General features: G+C 62.2%; 21 protein-coding genes and 3 pseudogenes. 11 read left to right on the top strand and 13 right to left on the bottom strand.

Annotation, left to right across the window (positions count from 1 at the left end; all coding sequences use genetic code 11):
• Positions 1–127: 127 nt before the first annotated feature.
• The 3 genes from E8E78_RS07820 to E8E78_RS07830 form a co-directional block, all read right to left on the bottom strand.
• Positions 128–838 carry a YebC/PmpR family DNA-binding transcriptional regulator gene (locus E8E78_RS07820; RefSeq protein ID WP_016500402.1) on the bottom strand — a complete coding sequence of 237 codons (711 nt, stop codon included), beginning with the start codon at positions 836–838 and terminating at the stop codon, positions 128–130.
• Positions 839–935: 97 nt separating this feature from the next.
• Entirely contained in the window at positions 936–2,327 is a 1,392-nt protein-coding gene (locus E8E78_RS07825) for an FAD-dependent oxidoreductase (RefSeq protein WP_280314005.1), read from the bottom strand.
• 15 nt (positions 2,328–2,342) lie between these two features.
• Positions 2,343–3,659 (bottom strand): MFS transporter, encoded by a 1,317-nt coding sequence (locus E8E78_RS07830; RefSeq protein WP_016500404.1) that lies wholly within the window; start codon positions 3,657–3,659, stop codon positions 2,343–2,345.
• A 244-nt stretch (positions 3,660–3,903) separates the two neighbouring features.
• On the opposite strand from E8E78_RS07830, the gene E8E78_RS07835 reads away from it, so the two are divergent.
• Positions 3,904–4,773 (top strand): LysR substrate-binding domain-containing protein, encoded by an 870-nt coding sequence (locus E8E78_RS07835; protein WP_016500405.1) that lies wholly within the window; start codon positions 3,904–3,906, stop codon positions 4,771–4,773.
• 140 nt (positions 4,774–4,913) lie between these two features.
• Positions 4,914–5,285 (top strand): DUF2784 domain-containing protein, encoded by a 372-nt coding sequence (locus E8E78_RS07840; RefSeq protein WP_016500406.1) that lies wholly within the window; start codon positions 4,914–4,916, stop codon positions 5,283–5,285.
• Here E8E78_RS07840 and tam read toward each other — a convergent pair.
• The 4 genes from tam to E8E78_RS07860 form a co-directional block, all read right to left on the bottom strand.
• A complete protein-coding gene (gene tam / locus E8E78_RS07845; protein ID WP_049275500.1) occupies positions 5,275–6,051 on the bottom strand; it encodes a trans-aconitate 2-methyltransferase in 777 nt (258 codons plus the stop codon). The two genes, E8E78_RS07840 and tam, sit on opposite strands and share 11 nt — an antisense overlap.
• Positions 6,052–6,212: 161 nt before the next feature.
• Positions 6,213–8,618 (bottom strand): TonB-dependent siderophore receptor, encoded by a 2,406-nt coding sequence (locus tag E8E78_RS07850; RefSeq protein ID WP_280337101.1) that lies wholly within the window; start codon positions 8,616–8,618, stop codon positions 6,213–6,215.
• A gap of 196 nt (positions 8,619–8,814) precedes the next feature.
• A complete protein-coding gene (locus tag E8E78_RS07855) occupies positions 8,815–9,657 on the bottom strand; it encodes a FecR domain-containing protein (RefSeq protein WP_049275503.1) in 843 nt (280 codons plus the stop codon).
• A complete protein-coding gene (locus tag E8E78_RS07860; RefSeq protein ID WP_016500410.1) occupies positions 9,654–10,190 on the bottom strand; it encodes an RNA polymerase sigma factor in 537 nt (178 codons plus the stop codon). Before E8E78_RS07860 ends, E8E78_RS07855 begins: the two co-directional genes overlap by 4 nt.
• Before the next feature lie 193 nt (positions 10,191–10,383).
• On the opposite strand from E8E78_RS07860, the gene E8E78_RS07865 reads away from it, so the two are divergent.
• Positions 10,384–10,563 (top strand): hypothetical protein, encoded by a 180-nt coding sequence (locus E8E78_RS07865; RefSeq protein WP_016500411.1) that lies wholly within the window; start codon positions 10,384–10,386, stop codon positions 10,561–10,563.
• Between the two features lie 3 nt (positions 10,564–10,566).
• Here the strand turns inward: E8E78_RS07865 and E8E78_RS07870 are convergent, their stop codons facing one another.
• Positions 10,567–11,982 carry an amino acid permease gene (locus tag E8E78_RS07870; RefSeq protein WP_016486018.1) on the bottom strand — a complete coding sequence of 472 codons (1,416 nt, stop codon included), beginning with the start codon at positions 11,980–11,982 and terminating at the stop codon, positions 10,567–10,569.
• Positions 11,983–12,307: 325 nt separating this feature from the next.
• Here E8E78_RS07870 and E8E78_RS07875 point away from each other — a divergent pair, with 325 nt between their 5' ends.
• On the top strand, positions 12,308–13,732 hold the full coding sequence (locus E8E78_RS07875) for a PLP-dependent aminotransferase family protein (RefSeq protein WP_049275504.1): 1,425 nt from the start codon (positions 12,308–12,310) through the stop codon (positions 13,730–13,732).
• A gap of 36 nt (positions 13,733–13,768) precedes the next feature.
• On the opposite strand, the pseudogene E8E78_RS07880 reads toward E8E78_RS07875, so the two are convergent.
• A pseudogene (locus E8E78_RS07880) lies at positions 13,769–14,613 on the bottom strand (IS5 family transposase).
• Between the two features lie 78 nt (positions 14,614–14,691).
• Between E8E78_RS07880 and E8E78_RS29070 the strand changes: the two are divergent.
• From E8E78_RS29070 to E8E78_RS07890, 3 genes and pseudogenes are all read left to right on the top strand, one after another.
• Positions 14,692–14,799: pseudogene (locus tag E8E78_RS29070) on the top strand (S-type pyocin domain-containing protein); the annotation flags it as partial.
• A 195-nt stretch (positions 14,800–14,994) separates the two neighbouring features.
• On the top strand, positions 14,995–15,264 hold the full coding sequence (locus E8E78_RS29075) for a hypothetical protein (RefSeq protein ID WP_308115471.1): 270 nt from the start codon (positions 14,995–14,997) through the stop codon (positions 15,262–15,264).
• Positions 15,261–15,536, top strand: a complete 276-nt coding sequence (locus E8E78_RS07890) for a hypothetical protein (protein ID WP_059395092.1) — start codon at positions 15,261–15,263, stop codon at positions 15,534–15,536. The genes E8E78_RS29075 and E8E78_RS07890 overlap by 4 nt, the downstream gene beginning before the upstream one ends.
• 132 nt (positions 15,537–15,668) lie before the next feature.
• Here the strand turns inward: E8E78_RS07890 and E8E78_RS07895 are convergent, their stop codons facing one another.
• On the bottom strand, positions 15,669–16,910 hold the full coding sequence (locus E8E78_RS07895) for a Zn-dependent hydrolase (RefSeq protein WP_049275510.1): 1,242 nt from the start codon (positions 16,908–16,910) through the stop codon (positions 15,669–15,671).
• A gap of 31 nt (positions 16,911–16,941) precedes the next feature.
• Positions 16,942–18,246 carry an MFS transporter gene (locus tag E8E78_RS07900; RefSeq protein ID WP_049275511.1) on the bottom strand — a complete coding sequence of 435 codons (1,305 nt, stop codon included), beginning with the start codon at positions 18,244–18,246 and terminating at the stop codon, positions 16,942–16,944.
• A gap of 291 nt (positions 18,247–18,537) precedes the next feature.
• Between E8E78_RS07900 and E8E78_RS07905 the strand changes: the two genes are divergently transcribed.
• The 3 genes and pseudogenes from E8E78_RS07905 to E8E78_RS07915 all read left to right on the top strand — a co-directional run bounded on the left by E8E78_RS07905 (position 18,538) and on the right by E8E78_RS07915 (position 20,611).
• Positions 18,538–19,446, top strand: a complete 909-nt coding sequence (locus E8E78_RS07905) for a LysR family transcriptional regulator (protein ID WP_049275512.1) — start codon at positions 18,538–18,540, stop codon at positions 19,444–19,446.
• 120 nt (positions 19,447–19,566) lie between these two features.
• Positions 19,567–19,962 carry a hypothetical protein gene (locus tag E8E78_RS07910; RefSeq protein ID WP_049275513.1) on the top strand — a complete coding sequence of 132 codons (396 nt, stop codon included), beginning with the start codon at positions 19,567–19,569 and terminating at the stop codon, positions 19,960–19,962.
• Between the two features lie 15 nt (positions 19,963–19,977).
• Positions 19,978–20,611: pseudogene (locus tag E8E78_RS07915) on the top strand (BRCT domain-containing protein).
• Between the two features lie 19 nt (positions 20,612–20,630).
• Here the strand turns inward: E8E78_RS07915 and E8E78_RS07920 are convergent.
• Both E8E78_RS07920 and E8E78_RS07925 read right to left on the bottom strand, forming a co-directional pair.
• Positions 20,631–20,912, bottom strand: coding sequence for a type II toxin-antitoxin system RelE/ParE family toxin (locus tag E8E78_RS07920; RefSeq protein WP_049275518.1), 282 nt, complete (start codon positions 20,910–20,912; stop codon positions 20,631–20,633).
• The gene (locus E8E78_RS07925) at positions 20,902–21,147 is read right to left on the bottom strand and encodes a type II toxin-antitoxin system Phd/YefM family antitoxin (protein WP_016500420.1); all 246 of its coding nucleotides are present in this window, start codon (positions 21,145–21,147) and stop codon (positions 20,902–20,904) included. The genes E8E78_RS07920 and E8E78_RS07925 overlap by 11 nt, the downstream gene beginning before the upstream one ends.
• A 267-nt stretch (positions 21,148–21,414) precedes the next feature.
• Between E8E78_RS07925 and E8E78_RS07930 the strand changes: the two genes are divergently transcribed.
• Complete coding sequence (locus E8E78_RS07930; protein ID WP_059395093.1) at positions 21,415–22,212, top strand: SDR family oxidoreductase; 798 nt, start codon at positions 21,415–21,417, stop codon at positions 22,210–22,212.
• The last annotated feature ends 25 nt before the right edge of the window (positions 22,213–22,237 follow it).

A 22,237-nucleotide genomic window follows, 5' to 3' on the forward strand; every position in this document is an offset into this window, starting at 1 on the left:
GGCTCCAGACCGCAGGCGAGGGCTTTGCCCTCGTTTCGCGGCACAAGGCCGCTCCTACAGAGGAGTGCATAACCCCTGTGGGAGCGGCCTTGCGTCGCGAATGGGCCGCAACGCGGCCCCGGCTTTTTTAGGCGGTCAGACCGACGTAGACGTTCTGCACGTCATCGTTCTCGTCGATCGCTTCGAGGAACGCTTCAACCTCAGCCAGTGCTTCAGCACTCAGGCTGGCTGCGCTCACCGGGTTCTTCGGGGTGTAACCGATCTTCGCCGAGGTCACGGTAAAGCCATGCTCCGGCAACGCCTTTTGCACGGCATCCAGGTCAGTGGTGTCGGTGATGAACAGGGTCGAGCCCTCTTCTTCACCTTCTTCAAAGTCCTGGGCGCCGGCTTCGATGGCGGCCATTTCCGGGTCGGCGTCACCTTCCGGGGTAGCTTCGATCAGGCCGACGTGGTTGAAGTCCCAGGCCACCGAGCCGCTGGCGCCCAGCTGGCCCTTGCGGAACAGCACGCGGATTTGCGCGACGGTGCGGTTGACGTTGTCGGTCAGGCACTCGACGATCAACGGTACCTGATGCGGCGCGAAACCTTCGTAGCTGACTGCCGAGTACTGCACGGTATCACCGTCCAGACCAGCGCCCTTGCGAATCGCCCGTTCCAACGTTTCACGGGTCATCGAAGCCTTCTTGGCCTGCACGATCGCCAGGCGCAGGCGCGGGTTCATGTCGGGATCGGCGCCCGATTTGGCAGCGATCTGGATTTCCTTGGACAGCTTGCCCATGACCTTGCCTTTGGCATTGGCCGCTGTTTCTCTATGTTTGGCTTTCCACTGTGCGCCCATGTCGACTCTCTTGTTTCAACGGCCGGTTCAGGAAGCGACCGGCCAAAAGTGGGTGCATTTTATACGCCCTCAGGCATGGGATCGACAAGAAATCTCATCAGCCTTTATCGGCTTTGCCCGCCGCCGCCGCAAACCGTGCCAGGCGCACGTCCAGCCGACGCGGTCGCAAACCGTGGTCCTCTGCACGCTCCTTGCGGCGGATGGCATTGCGCACCATCAGCGAGCCCAGGTAGCGGATCGGTTCGGGCGGGAACAGCCCCAGCGGCCCCTTGACCAGCGGCGAACGGGTCCACGGGTTATCCAGCCCCAGCGCCAGCGACGAAAGAATCTGCCCACCCATATGACACGGGCCAACGCCGCTGCCGGAGTACCCAAAGCCATAGAACACGTTGCCCTGCCCGTCCAGGCGACCAAAGAACGGCAAGCCGGTCACCGAGCGGTCCGACGGCCCGTTCCAGCTGGCCGCCAGGGGCACCTCGGCCAAGGCCGGGAAAAACTCGCCAACGGTTTCGCCCAGTAATGGCCGGTACGGCGACGGCTGGTCGAATACCGGCAGCATGCGCCCGCCATAGGCAAACGTGTTGCCGCCCTTGCCGAGCATCAGCCGGCCATCAGAGGTGTTGTGGTAGTAATGCACGAAAATACGCGAGTCGAGCACGCTGATGCCGCTGTCCAGACCGATCTGGCTTAGCAGTTCGGGGCACGGTTCGGTAATGACCATGTCGCTGGAAACGATCGCCACGCTGCGCTCGAACTGCGGAAAAGCCCGCGCCATCCAGGCATTGAGGCCCAGCACCACGCGATCGGCACGTACGGTTCCATGAGCGGTGCGCACCTGCACCGGGGCGCCGTGCTCCAGGCCTGTCATGGCGGTACCCTCATGAATGCGCACACCGCGCTGCAAGGCCACCCGGCGCAGGCCGCGCACCAGCTTGCCCGGCTGCACCGTGGCTGCCGCGGGGGAGAACCAGCCCTCCAGATGCCGCGCCGAACCCGCCAGACGCTGCACCTGTTCCAAGGGCAGGCGGCGGAACGAATTGATACCCTTCTGCTCCAGCGCAGCGATCACCCCGTCCGTGGCGCCGATCTGTGCCCCGTTGGTGGCGGTGTACAGCGTGCCGTCCAGGCGGTAGTCACAGTCAATGCAGTTGGCCGCGCAAAACGCCCCGATGTCCCCGATGCTGCGCTCCGACTCGCGCACCAGGCGCACCGCCTCGGCCATGCCGAACAGGCGCTCCAGGGTGAAGTACTTGGCTGACCAGGACAACGCGCAGCCACCATTGCGGCCACTGGCACCGGCGCCGCAGATGTCGGCTTCGATCAGCAACACATCCAGTGCCGGCACCGCCTCCTTGAGCATCAATGCGGTCCACAGGCCGGTGTAGCCGCCGCCGACAATGCACACATCGCAGCGGGCATCGCCTTGCAACGGCGGGCACACCGCCTCCTGCGTGGAATCCAGGGCCTGTTGCAGCCAGAAGGGTCTCATTCGCTCGCTTTCCTTTCAGGTACGCAGTGGCTTGATTGCCATGCTGGTATTCGGTGCCACGTCGTTGCTTTGCACACTGCTGGCCGGGCGGCTGTTCCAGTGCGGCAGCAGCACCAGCGCCGAGAACAGCGCGCAGCCAGCGAACACGATGAACACCGTGACGCCGTCGAAATACCCGGGTAGCAGCCCACCCAGCACCGCCCCCACCGAGCCGCAACCATTGACGAATCCGGCGGCAGTGGCACCGGCCTTGGCGGTACCGAAGTCGATGGCAGCGGCGCCGCTGATCATTGAGTCAGGCCCGTACAGGGTCAGGCCCATGACGAACAGCAAGGCCACCACCAGCATCACGCTACCGGTGTGCATGGCCGCCATGAACGCCGCCAGGGTCATGGTCAGCAGCACCAGGCTGATCACGCAGGCCGGCATGCGCCGGGCGCCAAACAGTTTGTCGGAGGCCAGGCCGATCATGATCGGACCAAGCAACCCCGCCAGCTCGAAGGCGGTCGGGATGATTGCCGCGCCGACCTTGCCTACTGAGGGCATCTGCTCGAACACGATCACCGGCCCCCACAGCAGGATGGCGTAGCGCGCCGGCTTCAACAGGAAGTACGCAAGCCCTAAAGTCAGCACCGTGCGGTTGCGCAGGATCTCCCTCAGCGGCGCCCACACGCTGCACAGGTTGTCGGCCGGGGCCATGCTCTGCGGCTCGGGTTCCACCGCCGGCAGGCCGACATCCTCAGGCTTGTTGCGCTGCAGGAAGAAAAACAGCACGGCCACCAAAGCCACCACGGCGGCACTGGAGAAGAACGCTGCGTGCCAGGTACCCACGAGGGTATAGGCCCACCACCCCGCGAACGGTGAGGCCACCAGGCCGCCGAAGGCATAGCAGGAACTCCACAGGCCCAGTACCCGCCCACGCTGCGAGGCCGGGAAGAAGCTGCCGATGTTCTTGCACAAACCGGCCCAGCCGGTGGACTGCGCCAGGCCCTGCACCAGCATGCAGGTGGCAAAGATCGGGAAGGTGGCGTAGCTGCCCATCACCACCGCTGCCACAGCAGAAATCAGCAACCCGCCAAGCACCACCACCCGCGGGCCGAAGCGGTCGGCGAGCATGCCCCAGGTAAACTGGCCCACGGCGTAGGCGGCCAGGTAGATGGCGTCGAGGTTGGCCATGGCGGCCTTGTCGAGCATGAAGCTTGGGTCTTCAGCGATGCCCAGCTTGGCGACCGAGAAGGCTTTGCGGGTGAAGTAGAAGGCGGCGTAGGCCAGCCAGGTGATGGCGAAAATCTGGATGCGCCAGCGTTTGAACGCGGCTAGGGATTGATTCATGTGTGTCTGACCTCTTGCTCAAGTGTGCCGGCAGAATGTGAAGAAACGCCTGTCTTGTTCTTGTGTTACGCACAGCGATGACGAGGCCGTCATCGGGTCAGGTGGCGCCGTGTGGGCACCAGGGCCCTGGCGGCATTCGTGATGCCGGCACCGGGCTGACATCTATGGAAACAGTTGCGCTAAGATAAATAAAATCGATTTATCGTATTACACACATAAGCCAAGCTTGTTACCGAGGTCAGCCATGTCGGTTTCCCACGCTCAACTCAAAGCCTTCCATGCGGTGGCCGTGCACGGCAGCTTTACCCGCGCTGCGCAAAAGCTGTTCCTGACCCAGCCAGCAGTGTCGGACCAGGTGCGCAAACTGGAGGAGCGCTTCGGCGTATTGCTGTTCCACCGCAACAAGCGTTCGGTGCAACTCACCGACCTTGGCGAGCGCCTGCTGGGCATCAGCCAGCGCCTGTTCGCCTGCGAAGCCGAGGCCCAGGAGCTGCTGCACGATTCGCGCGCGCTGCACACCGGCAGCCTGGTGCTGGCAGTGGATGCCCCGGTGCACGTGCTGCCGCAGGTCGCCCGCTTCTGCCAGCGCTACCCGGGCATTCAGGTGAAGATCGAAACGGGCAATACCGACGAATCGCTTGCGCGGCTGTTCAGCTATCAGGCCGACCTGGCCCTGCTCGGGCGGGATGTCGACGATGAACGCCTGCATTGCCTGCCGCTGCGCCGCGACCCGATGGTGGCGTTTGTGTCCCACCATCATCCCTGGGCCAGCCGTGGCTCGATCAGCCTGGCAGACCTTGATGACATGCCACTGGTGCTGCGCGAGCCCGGCTCGGTGACGCGACAGACGCTGGAAGAAGAGATGCAACGGGCGGGTTTGCGGATTCGCCCGGCGATCCAGGTGGAAGGCCGCGAAGCGGCGCGGGAAGCGGTGGTGGTGGGGATTGGAGTGGGCGTGGTGTCAGCGGCGGAGTTTGGCGCCGATGCGCGGGTATGTGCGCTGCCGATCGTGGATTGTCAGCGGCATTTGACCGAGACGCTGGTGTGCCTGAGCGAGCAGCGTACGCGGCGTGTCGTGGCAACCTTTTTGCAGGTGGTCGAGGAAGGGTTGTAAGCCTGTACCGGCCTCTTCGCAGCACAAGGCTGCTCCTACAGAGGCATGCGATAACCTGTAGGAGCAGCCTTGTGCTGCGAAGAGGCCAGTGCAGGCCACCCGACTATGCTGGGTTAACTTCAACCTCCGGCACACTAACCATGCTCTACCGCTTTGCCGCCGACACCCTGGTCCTGCTGCACCTGGCCTTCATCCTGCTAGTGCTGTTCGGCGGCCTGCTGGTGCTCAAGTGGCGCCCTGCCCTGTTAATCCACTTGCCGGCCCTGGCCTGGGGCCTGGCGGTGGAGTGCCTGCACCTGGGCTGCCCGCTCACCACCTGGGAAAACCGCATGCGCAGCGCAGCCGGGGGCGCAGGCTACCAGGGCGGCTTTGTCGAGCACTACATCTGGCCACTGATCTACCCCGCCGGGCTGACACCGCACACTCAATTGCTGTTGGGCAGCATCGTGCTGCTGCTCAACCTGGGCATCTACAGCTACGTGGCCTGGCGCTGGCGCCGGCCTAGCGGGTAGCGATCACGAACAACCGCGGGAACGGCAGCAGCACCTTGCCATCGGTGGCCGGCGGGTAGTCGCGCTGCATGGCCTGCAAGTACATCTGCAGGAAGTCAGCCTGCTCCTGCTCATCAAGCCTGGCCAGGTAAGGCCGCAACGCCGAACCCTTGAACCACTCCACCACCGCTTCGGCGCCGCCCGCCAAGGGGTGGTGATAAGTGGTCCGCCACACATCCACCCGCGCACACAGCGGGCTGAGCAAGTCGTAGTAGAACGCCGCATTGTGCCGTGGCGGCAACTGGAAATCGGCGAATTTCGCCGCCCAGGGGCCTTGGCTGGCAATATCGCGCAACTGCCGGTGAGCCGGTTCGTCGAGGTTGTCGGGGGTTTGCACGGCCAAGCTGGCGCCTTCGCTCAACTGACGCACCAGGTGCGGGTATAGCGAGGCGTGGTCAGGTACCCATTGCAGAGAGGCATTGGCCAGGATCAGGTCCTGCGGCTCGGGGGCAGACCAGCCGGCAATGTCGGCGATGACCGTCCGTACCCGCGGGATGCGCAGCCGTTTGCGCTCGCGGGCCTTGTCGATCATGTCCGGGTCGCTGTCCAGCGCGGTCACCTGGGCATCGGGGTAGCGTTGCAGCAACACCTCGGTGGAATTGCCCGGGCCGCAGCCCAGGTCGGTGGCATGGCGCACCGGGCGTGGCGGGATGGCGGCGAGCAGGTCGCGCACCGCGCGGGTGCGTTCGTCTTCGAACAGGGAATACTGGTTGGCGGACCAGGCCATGTGGGGCTCCTTTTAGGCGGGCAATGTGCCTAGCATATGCCATCTGTCGACTGTGAGGGCCCTATCGCCGGCAAGCCAGCTCCCACAGGGTCACCACAACGGCTGGGTACAGCGATCAACTGTGGGAGCTGGCTTGCCGGCGATGAGGCCTTGACCCGTTTTCAGAAATCCCAGCGGGTAGTCACCATGACGTTGCGTGGCTCGCCGTAATAGCCACTGTAGAACGTGGTATCCAGCGCACTGAGGTACTTCTTGTCGAACAGGTTGTTGACGTTCAGCGTGGTGGAAAGCTGGTCAGTAATCTGAAAACGGCCCATCAGGTTGAACACGGCGAACTGCCCTTGCTTGGCCTTGACGGTGCCAAGCTCGGCAGGCGCGGCAGTGAAGTGCGTGCCGCTCTGCCAGTTCATGCCACCACCCACGGTCAGGCGGTCCAGCTCGCCCGGCAGGCGGTAGGTGGTCCACAGCTTGACCATGTTGGCCGGAAACACCGTGTTGATGCGCTCGCCGTCGGCGTCCTTGATGATGCTGTGGTTGTAGCTGGCGCTGAGGTTCCAGCCCGGCTGCAACTCACCGCTGGCTTCCACTTCGAAGCCACGCGTGGTGGCACCGGAAATCGCTTCATAGGCCGCCGTGGTGGTACCTGGCACAACTCGGCCTGGGTCGACCACGGCCAGGTTGTCCTGCTTGATCTCGAACGCGGCGACGCTGGTTTGCAAGCGCCCGTCAAAATACTCGCCTTTCAGGCCGACTTCGTAGTTGTCGCCCTCGCGCGGCGCCAGCGTTGCGCCGCTGGCATCACGTACCGTCTGCGGCTTGAAGATACTGGTGTAGCTGGCATAGACCGAGTGAATGTCGTTCAGCGCGTAGACCACACCGGCATAGGGCGTTACCACGCCGCTTTCACGGTTACCCGGGATTTTGTTCGGCTGCGTGCTGAGGTCGTATCGGTAGCGGTAGTTACTGACCCGGGCGCCCAGGATGAGCGACAGGTCGTCGGTGGGCCGCAGGCGCGTCGCCAGGTAGGTACCGCTCTGGTAGATGCTGGTATCGCCGTCGTACAGCTTGCCGTTGGCGGTGTTGGGCTTGGTGGTGTAGTTGTCCCATGTGTAGAAGTTGACCCGGGTGCCCTCGATCGCGGTGCCGCGCAGCGGGTCGTGGTGGTTCTGGTAGCGGGAGAAGTTGTAGCCCAGCACCAGGTCATGTTCGCGGCCGAATGCCTGGAACGGTCCCTTGAGCTGCGCATCCACACCCACCTGCTTCTGCCATGTACTGCCGGCGCCGCCGTACAGGCGCACGCCGTCGCCGGTCTGCTTGTCGGGGAAACCCCAACTGGCGGTGGCCAGGCGGTAGTCGTCGCGGTTGATGTACATCTGGTTCACTGCCAGCCGCAGGCTCCAGTCGTGGCCGAGTTTCTGTTCGAGGCTGGCGAACGTGTTCAGTGCGTCCTGAGGGTTGCTGCTCCAGCGCGCGGCGCTATTGGTGGAGCGGGAAAAGTCGGTTTGCTCACCATTGCTGTAGAACAGCGGGAACGCCACCGAGGACGAGCCCTCTGGCCGGTTGCGCTGATAGTCGGCGCCCACGGTGAGCAAGGTGGTGTCGCTGAGGTCGGCCTCAAGGATGCCGTAGAACACCTGCTTTTCCTGGTGGTAGTGGTCGACGAAGCTGTCGTTCTGCTGGTAGGCGGCAACCATGCGCCCGCGCACATTGCCGTTGGGGGTCAACGGCCCGGACAGGTCGACCTCGGTGCGGTACTTGTTCCACGACCCCAGCCCAGCGCTGACATGCCCCTTGAACTCGGCGGTGGGCCGCTTGCGCACCAGGTTGATGGTGGCAGAAGGGTCACCTGCGCCGGTCAGCAGGCCGGTGGCACCGCGCAGCACCTCCACATGGTCATAGATGGCCATGTCGGCGAGGCTTTGCGCCGACACCTGGCTGACGATATCAAGGGTGGTGGGAATGCCGTCGAACTGGTAGTTGTCTACCGAATAGCCACGCGAGTAGATGTTGAACCGCTCACTGCCCAGGCTTTGGACCGACAGGCCAGGGGTTTGCTGCAGCACTTCGGTGAGGTCGTTCAGGCCCTGGTCGTCCATGCGCTGGCGGGTGACCACGCTGATCGACTGCGGCGTTTCCCGTGGCGACAGATCAAGCCCTGTACCGGCGCGCGTAGTGCCCAAGGTGTAGGCACCGGTGCCGTCGGTGGTGTTGCCATAACGCTGGCTGTCGATGTTGATAGCACCCAGTTCCAGCGCCATGCCGCTGGCCGGCGCGCCGATCAGGTAACCCTCCCCCGCCCGCTGCAGCTGCAGACCAGAGCCGGCGAGCAGCTGTTGCAAGGCCTGGGCGACGCTCATGCGCCCTTGCACGGCCGCCGCCTGCCGGCCCTCGGCAGCATCCGTGGAAAACAGGATGCGGGTGCCGGTCTGCTGGGCCAGGGCGTTTAGCGAGCGGTCCAGGCGTTGGGCCGGGATGTCCAGGCTGAAGGTGGCATCCTGCGCCTGGACGGTGGCGCAGGTCAGCAGGCTGGCAGCCAGCAGCGTCAGCGGTGAAAGGTGGTAACCCATGTGTTCCCCATACGATTCAAGTGACTTCATGGGGATGGCGGCTGGCCCTGGGAGAATGTTGATGTGCCAATGAAAATAATTATCGGTTGCCTGTTCTGGCCCTTTCGCGGGTTTGCCCGCCCCCCAGGATATCCGAACCATCGGATTCACTTCTGTAACCTGTGGGGCAAGCCCGCGAAAAGGCCGGCGCAGGCGATCAATCAACCCGGCCAATGACCAAGCCACCATCAGCCGCACGCACCACCGTCACAGGCAACACCACTGGTAACTGCTCCTGCAGTGCCCGCACCTGCCGGCTGTCGAACTCACCCGACAAGCGCAAACCACCGGTACGTTCATCCGCCAGCCGCAATGGCACCTCGCTGTAGCGCTGCAAATCCACAATCGCATCGCGCAACGGTGTGCCGTCAAAACGCAACACCGAGCTGCGCCAGGCCTCCATCGCACCTGACGCCACGGCCTGCACCTCGCCCAACTCGCCAGCAGCAGCAAGCAGTTGCTGCCCGGCCCGCAGTGGTTGCACAGCGCCGTGTCCAATGCCGACCTCGACCGCCCCCTCGAGCACCCCTACCCGCACGCCACGCACATCGCTGCGCACGTCGAACACCGTACCGATATCACGCACCCGCACGCCCTGGCTGTGCACAATGAACGGCGCATCGGCATGCACTACGGTAAACCGCGCCTGCCCTTCGAGCAGTTCCAGCTGCCGGCTGCGCAGGTGCCGTTCAATCTGCAGGCGGCTACCCGAATCCAGCAGCACCTGGCTGCCGTCCGCCAGCACCAGCTCGCGCTGCGCGCCCACGGCCACCCTCACCTGCTCGGTATGCCAGGCAGGGTCCAGCCACCACAGGCTGCCCGCCACCAGCAACGACAGCAGGCTGGCCTTGGCCGCCTTGCCGGCCTTGCGCCGGCGTGCGGTCATGGCTTTGCCTTCGGCGAGCAACGCCTCGCGGGACGCCACCCGCTCACGCAGGGCTTCGCTGAACACCTCCAACGGGTCGGCCTGGGCCTTGCTTTCACGCTTGCCCTGGCTCATGCCCGTGCCTCGCCATGCAGGCGCCGGGCCGGTTCCCAGCGGCTGGCGATGGTACGCATCGCCCGGTTGAAGTGCTGGGTGACCATGTTGACCGAAATCTCCAGCTCGGCGGCAATGTCACGCTGAGCCATGCCATGGATACGGTGCAGCAGGAACACCTGGCGCTGACGTGCCGGCAGGGCCTCGATAATCGCCAGCAGGGCATGCAGCTGCTGCTCGAAATCCAGCTCGCGGGCACCGTCCCAGCTGTCCAGGGCGGGTTCGTCATGGCTCGCGGCAGCCAGGTGAGCCGCACGCAGCGATTCGGCGCGCACCCGGTCGATGGCCCGGTTGAAGGTGACCTTGCGCAGAAATGCCAGCGGCAGCGAAATGCGCTGGCGGGGAGGCTTGTCGAGAATCTGCAGGTAGACGTCATGCACCAGGTCGCGGGCAAAATGGCGGTCGCGAAAGCGCTGGCGGATGTAGCGAACCAGGTCGTCATAGTGCAACGCCAGCGCGTCGAGCAGTTCCTGGTTGGGCGGTGTATTAGACATGGAGGGCCGGCGCCAAGTGATAATGCTTCGCATTGTAGAGGCGCAGACCTGTGTTTGTCTGCTATGGCCTCATTGCCGGCAAGCCAGCTCCCACCAGGGTCACCACACGGCTGGGTACAGCTATCAACTGTGGGAGCTGGCTTGCCGGCGATGAGGCCGGAACTGACTACCTACGCGTGGAGTCAGTCCATGTATGCGCATGCCCATGAAGCCCTACATCGCCCTCGCCATCCTGGCCCTCATCGGCGCCGCCGCCCTGCTCGGCTCGCCGTGGATGAACCAGCGCTTCCACATGCCCGCAGAAAAAGCCCAGGCCCAACAACGCGAAACGGCCGGGTCCCCAAGGGAGCCGGCCGTTTCCAGACACGAGTGACGCTTAGTGCTGCTTGCTGCTGCCAGAGCGGATCTGGTGCACCACGCCCATTGCCACCACGACTGCCGCCGCGATACCGGTGGAAATAACCAGGATCTGGTAGTCAGGCATGAAGGCCATGGTTACCAGGGCGGCCACGATGAACGCGATCACCAGGTAGGTCAGCCACGGGAACAGCCACATCTTCAGGCGCACTTCCTTGCCTTCGGCAATCAGCTTGCGGCGCATGCGCAGTTGCGAGAAGGCAATCACCAGGTACACCAGCAGGGCGATCATCCCGGTGGTGTTCATCAAGGTATCCAGCACGTCTTTCGGGCGCAGGGTCTCGCTGAAGTTGATCAGCGCACACACCACGGCCACGGCGCACGAGCCCATGATCGCGTATACCGGTACACCGGTGCCGGCACGGGTGATCTTGAAGAACGACGGCGCATCGCCACGCTGAGCCAGGGAGAACAGCATGCGCGAAGCGGTGTAGTGGCCCGAGATCAGGCAGCTGCTCACCGAAGTCAGCACCACGAAGTTCATCAGCAGCTCGGCATACGGCACGCCCAGCAGTTCCAGGGTACGGCGATAGGCGCCATAGCCGGAAACGCCCAGGTGCGGGTCGTTCCACGGTACCAGGCAGACGATCAGGAAGATCGAACCGACGTAGAACAGGCACACACGCCATACCACCGAGTTGGTGGCCTTGACGATCTGCGCGGCCGGGTCTTTGGCTTCCGAAGCTGCGATGGTGACAATTTCGGCGCCCAGGAAGGCGAACATCACCCCAAGCAGCGCACCGATCACGGTGGTGATGCCATTGGGCATGAAGCCTTCGGCGGTGAGGTGGCTGATGCCACGCACTTCACCGAACTGCCACACGTTCATCACGGCAGCGGTACACACGATCAGGAAGCAGACGATCGCGATCACCTTGATCAAGGCGAACCAGAACTCGAACTCACCGTAGTGCTTGACGTTGAAGAAGTTGACGGTGATCAGCAGCAGGGTCGTGGCCAGCACGAACACATTGACGCTAACGTCGGGGAAGAAGCCATGCAGGATCTTGCCCGCCACATAGGCTTCCCAGGCCATGAGGATGACCCAGTACCACCAGTACAGCCAGCCAATGGTGAAACCGGCCCAGCGGCCAATGGCGCGGTCGGCGTAGGTGGAGAACGAGCCGGTGTCTGGCGAGGAAGTCGCCATTTCACCCAGCATGCGCATGATCAGTACCACCAGGATGCCGCCCGCCAGGTAGGCCAGGACAGCGGCTGGGCCGGCGCTGTGGATCACGCTGCCGGAACCGACGAACAAGGCGCCGCCAATTACCCCGGCGATCGACATCATCGTCAGGTGGCGCGACTTCAGCGAGGCACTGAGCTTGCTCTCGTGCCCGCCTTTCGCGGTGGTGGTTGTGGATGTTGCGTCCATCAGTTGTGTACCCCGTGCTTCTTTTTATCCAAGGAAAACCGTGAAACCCCGATGGCTGGCGGTTTCACCTGTACATCAGTGCTAATGCGGGCAGGATGGTGTGAACGAACACACGCAGGCCCTCCATGGCGGCCTGCTGACGCGCCCCAGGACGACTGCCTGAAGCGAACTGAACATGCTTTATGTGGCGATATCCGACACCTAATGTAAAAATGTCCGACGCAGAGAGCCATGCACAGTGGCATGAATCTCGCACTGCACTGTACAGGTCGCCCTTGCAGTACACCCTGCAGACGCCAGGCGATACGCACCCTGAAGGCCCCGAATGTTCGAATTACATCCAGACTCCTCCACCCCGCTGGTCAACCAGATCATCGACGGGTTGCGTGAGTTGATCGACAACCAGACCCTGAAGCCGGGCGCCAAGGTGCCGTCTATCCGCGCCTTTGCCGCGAGCTATTCGGTGAGTACTTTCACCGTGGTCGAGGCCTATGATCGCCTGGTCGCCCAGGGCCTGCTGGTGAGCCGTGGCAATGCGGGGTTCTTCGTCAACCGTGCGGCGGGCGAACTACTGGAACGGCACAATACCGAGGCCGACGCCAGCCGACCAACGTTCAACTCCGAGTGGTACCTGCAGCAGATCTTCGAGATCCGCCAGTTGCCCTTCAAACCGGGGTGCGGATGGCTGCCTAACGACTGGATGTACGAAGAAGGCCTGCGTCGGGGGCTGCGCCAGGTGGCGGGTAGCCCGCTGGAACTGTCGGGCTACGGCGACCCCATGGGTCTGATGGAGCTGCGTACGCTGACTGCGCAGAATTTGCAGCAAGAGCTTTCCATCGTCGCCAACCCGGCGCAGCTGATGCTCACCCACGGCGCCAGCCAGGCCCTGGACCTGGCCGCACGCACCCTGGTGCGCCCTGGCGATGTGGTGCTGGTGGACGACCCCGGCTACCCCAACCTGATGAGCATCCTGCGTACCCAGGGCGCGACGCTGGTCGGCGTCCCACGCACCCCGGCCGGCTACGACCTGAACCAGCTGGAACAATTGCTCACCCACCACCGCCCGACGGCGTTCTTCACCCAGCCGCACCTGCACAGCCCGACCTGCTCACGCACACCGCTGCCGCAGTTGCATCGCCTGCTGCAGCTGGCCAGCCAGCATGGCTTCCGCCTGGTGGAGAACAACCTGTACGCCGACATGGTCGCCGAGCCGCAGCCATGCCTGGCCAGCCTCGACCACCTGCAGCAGGTGGTGTACGTCGGCAGCTACTCCAAGAGCATTTCGCCCAACGTGCGGGTCGGCTACATGCTGGCCAACCCCGAGCTGATGCAGAAACTGCTGCACCTGAAAATGCGCTCAGGCCTGACCACCTCGCAGGTGATGGAGCGTGTGGTGTACGCCGCGATCATCGACGGCCGCTGGCGCAAGCACCTCAAGCGCCTGCGCCAGCGGCTGGCCGAGGCGCATCAGGAAGTTGGCCGGCATCTGCATCGATTGGGCTTCGAACTGTTCACCGAATCGGATGAAGGCATGTACATCTGGACCCGCCACCCGGCGATTCCGGACAGTGCCGCATTGCTGGATGATGCGCTGGAGAAAGGCATCATGCTTGGGCCTGGGCAGTTGTTCATGGTCGATGCCAAAGCGACCGGGTGGATGCGCTTCAATGTGGCGTTCAGTACCGACCCGGCGATGTGGGAGTTGCTGGAGAAGGTGTTCGTCAAGCATGTGCGCCGGGGTGGGATGTAGTTCGCCACGACGTCTTCACGCTTGCTCCTCTCGCCCCTAGGCTCTGTACCGCAAACACCGCATGGAGCAAGCCAGTGAGACCATGGCGGCATAACTTTTCGCAAGCTTGTCGAAGCGGGTCACGATCCGGCGGTTCTCTTTCAGCCAGCCGAACATGCGCTCGATGATGTTGCGCTGTCGGTATTTTGGCCGGTCAAACAGTCTTGGTAAGCCAGGCTTGGGCTTGCGCTTCATCGAGCGCAGCGGGATGACGGGTTGCATTCGATATTGGTCGCAGTAGCGGCGTAGCGCTTCGGCGTCGTAGCCCTTGTCGGCGAGCAGCCATTTGCAGCGGTTGCGCGGGCGGCCACGTTGGCTCGATGGAATGCTGACCTTGTCCAATAGTGGTTGTGCGTAGCTGATGTCACTGGCTTGACCGCCGGAGAGGAGAAAGCGCAGCGGTGTTCCGTTGGCGTCGCAGAGCATGTGGATTTTGGTTGTCAGGCCACCGCGACTGCGGCCTGGAGCATGATCGGCAGGCTCGTCAGGCCCCCTTTTTTCCCGGCGCCAGATGAGGCTCGGGTTGCGCGTACTGCGGTTGAGTCGATCATCCAGGTTTGCAGATCGATCAAGCCCTGCTCATTCAGTCGCAGGTGCAGACGTTCGAGCATCTGCTCGAAAGTCCCTTGGTTTCGCCAGCCCCGAAACCGTTGATACACCGTTGAACATGGGCCGAAGCGCTCTGGCATATCTCGCCATGCAGCACCTGAGCAGAGCACTCACAGCACACCATCGAGCATCAGCCGGTCGCTCAGTCGGGGCCGGCCGCGGCCATGGGTTTCGATGAAGAGATCGGAGACCACATCCCAGGCCTCGTCCGTGAGTTCGTAGCGCCTTACCATCACAGAATTCCTTTCCGTTAATGGCGCGTGACTCTACAAAATCTCAGCGCTAGAGGAGCGACGATTTGATTTCTCGGGATTAACCTCAGACGAGCATGGACAGAAGCGACACCACTCCTTGCCCATGAGCCACCAAATTACAAAGACTGCATCTACTGCTTCCCGCCAGAGTCTGGCCTACCGCCACTGTACGTAGTTTTCAATTCTCCCTATCCAGGCGCGACAACCATAGGGATTTACAGCGGACGTCCCTATAACCCGGAAAAAGCCGGGGGAGCAATCGAACGACTGGATTGGAGAGAGGCCCGGATCACAGCAGACGGCGTCGAGTTAGTCAAACTTCACGTAAGTCGCTTTCTACCTTCGGATGCAAACAAAGTCATGATCGATAGACTTGAGAAAATCCTACAGGGCACCCTACAAACAACCGACATCGACAAGCGATTTTTCACACATGAAATAAGGGAGCTTGAGCGCTTCCGCGCCCTTGGCATTGCTGATAAAATTTTACCAACTGATCGTGGCGAGGCTTGGAACAATACTCACGCGGCCACTTTAGAAGACTATCAGCTTGGATCAGATGCCACGCTATTGTATACAACGGAAGCTCTAGAAGCAGATGCAATCCAACTTGAGCGGGAAAATCCATGAACACTATCCACGACGTAGTTAAAAACGAACCCCCTACGGATGTGATTTTATTTCTCACCAGAGGTAATGGCATCTCCCACCCGCACATAGACAGGCTTTATACCCAGAACAATTGGATTCACCTAGGTGACTGCATGGCCCTCATCGAACTGACCAGAAAAATGACGAGCGACGGCTTGATTGAACAAAAAGCCGGCGGATATGTGAAAGGTCCAACATGGAGTGCACCAAAATTCATGCTCGAGAATAAGTATACTTTTAATCAAAGTTGATAGCCCAAGTCGAATTCTAGCGTTGCGGACTTATTCACAAATACATTTGCTCATTGCCCCTACCAAAAACTCGAAAACCGCAGTTCAGGGGCGGCAGCTACACCACAGCTGCCGCCCCTAAAGCTGCACACATCAGTCATCTCCCTGTTTGAGACACCCCGCCCGTGCCAGCACAGCGTTCAGCAGTACATCAGCGCCTTGTCGGGCATCATCAGGCAGCACGTCCTCAGCCTCGTTGTGGCTCAGTCCACCGACGCAGGGGATGAACACCATCGCCGTCGGGCAGTACCGCGCCAACAGGATGGCATCGTGACCCGCCCCGCTGACAATCGATTGCTGCGCATAACCAAGGCCGTCCACCGCTTGCTGCACGGCAGCCACGCAGTCGGCATCGAACGGGGTCGCCGGGCTCACCCAGTGGCGCTCGATACGCACTTGCAGGCCACGCTGGCTGGCGATGGCTTGCAGCTTCAGGGTCAGCTCGCGCTCCATGGCTTCGATGGCCTCGTCGCGGTGGTGGCGCAGGTCGACCGTGAACTGCAGCAGGCCGGGAATGGTGTTGCGCGAGGACTTGGCAATGGAAAGCTCACCTACGGTGGTCAAGCCTTCGGGGGCAAAGTCCGCTGCCAGTTGCTCAACGGCCTGGATCATCCGCGCGGTGCCGTACAGCGCATCCTTGCGCAGCGGCATCGGCGTGGTGCCGGCGTGTGCCGCCATGCCCTCGACCGTCACGTCCAGCCAGCGGATGGCCTGGCCACCACTGACCACGCCAATGGCCTTGGCGTTGTCTTCAAGGATCGGGCCTTGTTCGATATGCGCCTCGAAATAGGCATCCACCTCGCCGCCCAGCGGGCGTTGGCCGTCGTAGCCGGTGCGGTGCAGCTCGTCGGCGACGCTGACGCCATCGGCATCGCGAATGGCCAGCGCCTCGGCCAGCGCGAGGCTGCCGGTGAACACCGCCGAGCCAAACATGGCCGGGGTGAAGCGCGCGCCCTCCTCGTTGGTCCATACGGCAATTTCCAGCGGCTTGCGGGTGTGGATGTCCAGATCGTTCAGGCGGCGCACCACCTCCAGGCCGGCCAGCACGCCATAGACGCCATCGAAACGGCCTCCTTCGGGCTGGGTGTCGAGGTGGCTGCCCATCATGACCGGGGCGGCATGCGGGTCACTGCCGGCACGGCGGGCGAACAGGTTGCCGATGGCATCTACCGACAGGCTAAGGCCCGCTTCGCGGCACCAGTGGCTGAACAGTTCACGGCCGGCTTTGTCCTCGTCGCTGAGGGCCAGGCGGCAGTTGCCGCCGCGGGCGGTGGCGCCGACTTCGGCCATGGCCATCAGGCTCGCCCACAGGCGTTCGCCATTGCTTTTCAACATATGCGGGTACTCCAGAATAGTTGGGGTTCGATCAGGCCAGTTCCAGGCGCTGGCTACGGGCGTACTGGCGCGCCAAGGCGAGCACGCAAACCAGCGAAATGGTGGCGATCAGGGTGTAGAAGGCTGCCATCGGCCACCATTGGCCGCTGAAGGTATGGGCAAGCCAGGTGCCAATCAGCGGGGTCAGGCCGCCAGCGATCGCGCCGCAGATCTGATAGGCCAGAGAAATGGCGGTGTAGCGCACGCGGGTTGCGAACATGCCGCTGACATAGCCGGCAATGACCGCGTAGAAGGAAGCCATGCAGGCTGCGGCCAGGGCGATGCCAAGCACGATCAACGGGCCCTGGCCCGAGCTGACCAGCACGAACATCGGGTAGGGCGAGGCCATCGCCAGCAGCGCAACCAGCGCCAGGAAGCGCGTCGCGCCGACCTTTTCCGACAGCCACGCCGCCAGCGGCTGCACACAGAGCTGGATGATCGCCACAAAGAACAGGCATTCAAGGATCAACGAGCGCTCCAGGTGCAACTGCTGGGTGGTGTAGCTGATCATGAAGGTATTGGTGAAATAGACCCCGGCAATGCCCAGGGTGTTGGCGCCGATGCACAGCAACAGCGGGCGCCAGGCGGTGCGCAGCACTTCAAACACTGGCGCCTGCTCCTTGCGCCGGGCCTTTTGCGCCTGCTCGCGGCTGGCGATGAACTCGGGTGACTCATTCACCCCCAGGCGAATCGCCAGCCCCACCAGCAGCAGCAACGCGCTGGCCAGGAACGGCACGCGCCAGCCCCAGCTCATCAGCTCGTCTTCAGGCAGGCGGGTAACCGCGCCAAAGGCCAACAGCGACAGAATCAGGCCAGCCGGGCTGCCCAGCTGGGCGAACGAGGCGAAGAAGTTACGCCGGCCCTTGGGCGCATGCTCACCCGCCATCAATACCGCCCCGCCCCACTCGCCGCCCACGGCAATGCCCTGAACGATGCGCAGCAGGATCAACAGCACCGGCGCGGTGGCGCCGATCTGCGCGTAAGTCGGTAGCAGGCCGATGCACACGGTAACGATGCCCATCATCAGCAGGGTGATGACCAGCGACTTCTTGCGTCCGATTCGGTCGCCCACGTGACCGAAGACGATGCCGCCCAGCGGCCGGGCGAAGAAGCCCACGGCGAAGGTGCCGAACGCGGCCATGGTGCTGAACAGGCTGTCGTCAGAGGGGAAGAACAAGGCACCGAACACCAGGGCGGCGGCGGTGGCGTAAATGTAGAAGTCGTACCACTCGATCATGGTACCGATGAACGCGGCGGCGGCTGCACGGCGCGGCTGGGCGGAAGCGGTGGGGTTCATGGGGGCTCCTTTGCTTGTTGTTCTGGCAGGAGTTGCTGGGACACGGTGGCGCTCTAGTGGCGCTTGGCCTGCTGGTTCGGTGCTGGTTTCTTCGCGGGCTCGCCCGCTCCCACAGGGATCGCACGATGTCTGCTGACAGTGCAGAACGTGTGGCAGCGGGCACGCCCGCGAAGAAGACGACGCCGACGCACCAGGCTTCAATGCATGCGATTTATCGGCCCGGGGCTATGATTAGTCAATTTTCTATTTATTATTCGAACTATTAACCACGCTTATCATCGAGCCCTCGCCATGTCTGACCGCCTGCTCAACGACCGCCTCGACTGGAACCTGCTGCGCACCTTCCGGGTCATCGGCCAAGAGCTGTCCATCAGCCGCGCCGCCGCCCGCCTGCACCTCACCCAACCGGCGGTAAGCCAGGCGCTCAAGCGCCTTGAAGAGCAGCTCGGCCGCCAGCTCATTGCCCGCCGAGGGCCGCGCTTCGTGCTGACAGAAATGGGCGAGCAGCTGTTCCAGCTCGCCGGCGAGGTGTATGGGCAAATGTCGCAGATCGGCGGCTTGCTGGAGCAACCGGCAGACGAAGTGGTGGGCAAAGTGCGCCTGCTGATGATCAGCCGCATCGTCAGCGAACGCTTCGACAACTTCCTCGCCGACTTCCACCGCCAGCGCCCGCGAGTGGAACTGGAAATCGACGTGATGCGCAGCTCCGACATCGTCGCCGCCCTGCAGGAAAAAACCGCCACTGCGGGCCTTAGCCTCACCCGGCGTGCACAGCCACGGCTGGAACAGCGGCTGTTCCTGCGCCAGCGCTATGCGTTTTTCTGTGGCAAGCACCATGCCCTGTTCGGCCAGGCCGAAGGCGACCTGCAACGGGAGAACTTCGTCAGTTTCACCAGCGACCAGATTGGCGGCATGTTGTCGCCGCTGACCATTTTCCGTGACCTGCAAGGGTTTGCGGGGCGGATCGTGGCCTCATCGCCAAGCCTTGAGGAAGTACGCCGGCTGGTGATCGCCGGATTCGGCATCGGCTGCCTGCCCGAGCATGTGGTGGCACCGGATGTCGAAGCGGGGTTGCTGTGGAAGCTGCCGCCGCAGGAAGGGATTGCCGATGTGGATATTCACCTGTTGTGGAACAAGGAACAGCGGTTCAGCCGGGCGGAAGAGGTGTTTATCGAGGCGTTGCAACAAAGCCTAGGCTAACAAAAAACCATCCCGGCTTACCCCACAAATAGGTACCTGGCAGAACATCGGCAAGCACTAGACACAATAATGGCCAATTAGTAGCATCGATCCAACTGGACACTACGGACAATTTCAGACATGGATAGCACTGCAGGAGTCATTCAACGCCCACACCATCAACCTATCCGCCAATCACTCACTTGGGAAGAGGCATGGAAAGGTCCCGATGAGGGCTTGATTCGGTGCTGGGAGATTGGTCGTGAACGGGCCCTGGCTCAACCTGACCTTGCCCAACACTGTGCCAATGGCGCACTCCCTGTTCTTGGTTGGAAAGGCGGACATGATCGCGCATTGAAAAAACCCATGAAGTTCGGGTCTTTCAAATACCTGGCCCAATGGCAGGGCCTTCGTGGCGAAGATCTGCTCATCGACGTACGATCAGAAATCACCTTGAGCTGTAATCACACGGGCATGATCACCACATTTACACCGGACCAGGAAAAATATGCCGACGCTGTGATTCTAACGGAATAGAAACGGGGGCAGGGAATGGTCGATCTTTACCAGGAGTTTCAGAACAGCCGCTTTTTCCACGAAGCGCGAATCGCACAGCGATCAGTTGATGCACTGATTGGCATCGCTGCCGGCCTGACGGCTGACAATCAAGTCAATCAACAAGAGGCTGAGTTTCTCAGGGGATGGATGGAGCAGCAGCTCATTCATCTCGAAGATCCGGTTATCAATTTATTGTACCGTCGCCTGAGTGACATGCTTCAGGACAATGTGCTGGATGCCACCGAGTCAGCTGAACTGCTGGAGCTTTTGCAACAGTTCACCGGCGAGCCACGTTGCAGCGACAACCCCTTCTCTTCGCCCTCCACATTGCCACTTGATTGTCCCGAACCGACACTGGAATGGAGAGACCGCACTTTCCTATTTACCGGGACAATGGCTTACGGGCCTCGCAAAGATTGCGAAGCACTGATGATAGAGCGTGGGGGGGGCAGTCGCCGCCGGGGTCAGCAAGAAGATCCACTACTTGGTCATTGGCAGTATTGGCAATGACCAATGGCTGCATAGCAGTTATGGCACGAAGATCAAGAAAGCAGTGGAAATCAGGGAAGCCGGCGCGAACATCGCGATCGTGAGCGAAGCGCATTGGCAGCGCGCAGCTTTTGGCTGACGCGAACACGTGATGGGGCTCAGCGCTTCTGAGCGGCGCGATAGACCTCGCTGCGCTCGCGCTTGCCAACCGATACCACCACCACAACGATACGCTCATCCTCGACCCGATAGACGAGGCGATACCCGCAGGCCTTGAGCTTGATTTTGTAGTGGTTCGGCAGGTCGCGCAGCGCGTCGGCCTGCACCTTGGGGGATTGCGAACGCTCGCCGAGTTTTTTCTTGATCTGTTCGCGAACGGTGTGGCCCAGCTTGCCCCACTCCTTTAGCGCTGAAGGCAGGAATTCGAGCTTATAGGTCATCCAGAGACACCGGTACGCCTTTTTCCCCCAGCCTGGACTTGGCCAATTCACTCAATTCGAGATCTTCCAGGCGCTCCATCATGGCCTCATACAGCTCGGCCGGTACCATGTATCCCATCACGCGATTATGGTTAAGCACTGCGACGGGCATGCCCGCAGCTCCGGTCATTACAGCAGATGGGTTCTTTTTCAGTTCCGACACGCTTACGGTCACGTCAGCAAAGATGTTCTGCATTTTTTCGCCCTCGAATCAGGACCATATTTTGGTCCATATATAGGACACAAACAACCCTGTATTGTTCAGAGACGGCAGTGCTCGATCAGCTCGTCACGGCTGCCGCCCACGCCCCAGGGCTTGATCACGCCAACTTCACGCAGGCGGGTCAGCAGGCAAAAGGCCCCCGGACCAGGTCTCGACCCAGTGGTAGTCCGTCTTTTACTGACTGAACGTGCTTCACTTGGATGGCTTGCATCACTGCAACTCACTTACAGGAGCCATCCCATGAACATCGACCTGGGCGGACGCACCGCCATCATCAGCGGCTCGACCGGCGGTATTGGTCTGGCCATCGCCCGTGGCCTGGCCCGCGCCAATGCCGACGTGGTCATTGCCGGCCGCAGCCAGAAGTCGCTGGACGCCGCCCTCGCCGAAGTGCGCAAGCAAGGTGGCCGTGGCCAGGTGCACGGCGTGGTCGCCGACCTGGGTACCGCCGCCGGTGCCGAAACCCTGTTCACAGCCCACCCACGGGCCGACATCCTGGTCAACAACCTGGGCATCTACGACGACGTCGACTTCTTCGAGGTGGACGACAGCGAATGGGCGCGCTTCTACGACACCAATGTGCTCAGCGGTGTGCGCCTGGCACGCCACTATGCCCCGGGCATGGTCGAGAACGGCTGGGGGCGGATCCTGTTCATTTCCTCGGAATCGGGTGTCGCCATCCCTGCCGACATGATCAACTACGGCGTGACCAAGGCCGCCAACCTGGCTGTTTCCCATGGCCTGGCCAAGCGTCTGGCAGGCACCGGGGTGACCGTGAACGCAGTGCTGCCGGGCCCGACCCTGACCGATGGCGTGACCGCGATGGTGGCCGATGCAGCCAAGGCTTCCGGGCGCAGCATTCGTGAAGAGGCGGACAACTTCGTACGCACCGCGCGGCCAAGCTCAATCATCCAGCGCGTCGCCGATGTCGATGAGGTTGCCCACCTGGTGGTATACCTCGCCTCCCCTTATTCCTCAGCCACCACCGGCGCGGCCCTGCGGGTCGACGGCGGCGTGGTCGACAGCCTCGCTATCTGAATTCAACTGGAGGCATTCGGGGAAA

It is taken from the genome of Pseudomonas sp. BN505, from assembly GCF_029873175.1.
GTDB lineage: Bacteria > Pseudomonadota > Gammaproteobacteria > Pseudomonadales > Pseudomonadaceae > Aquipseudomonas > Aquipseudomonas putida.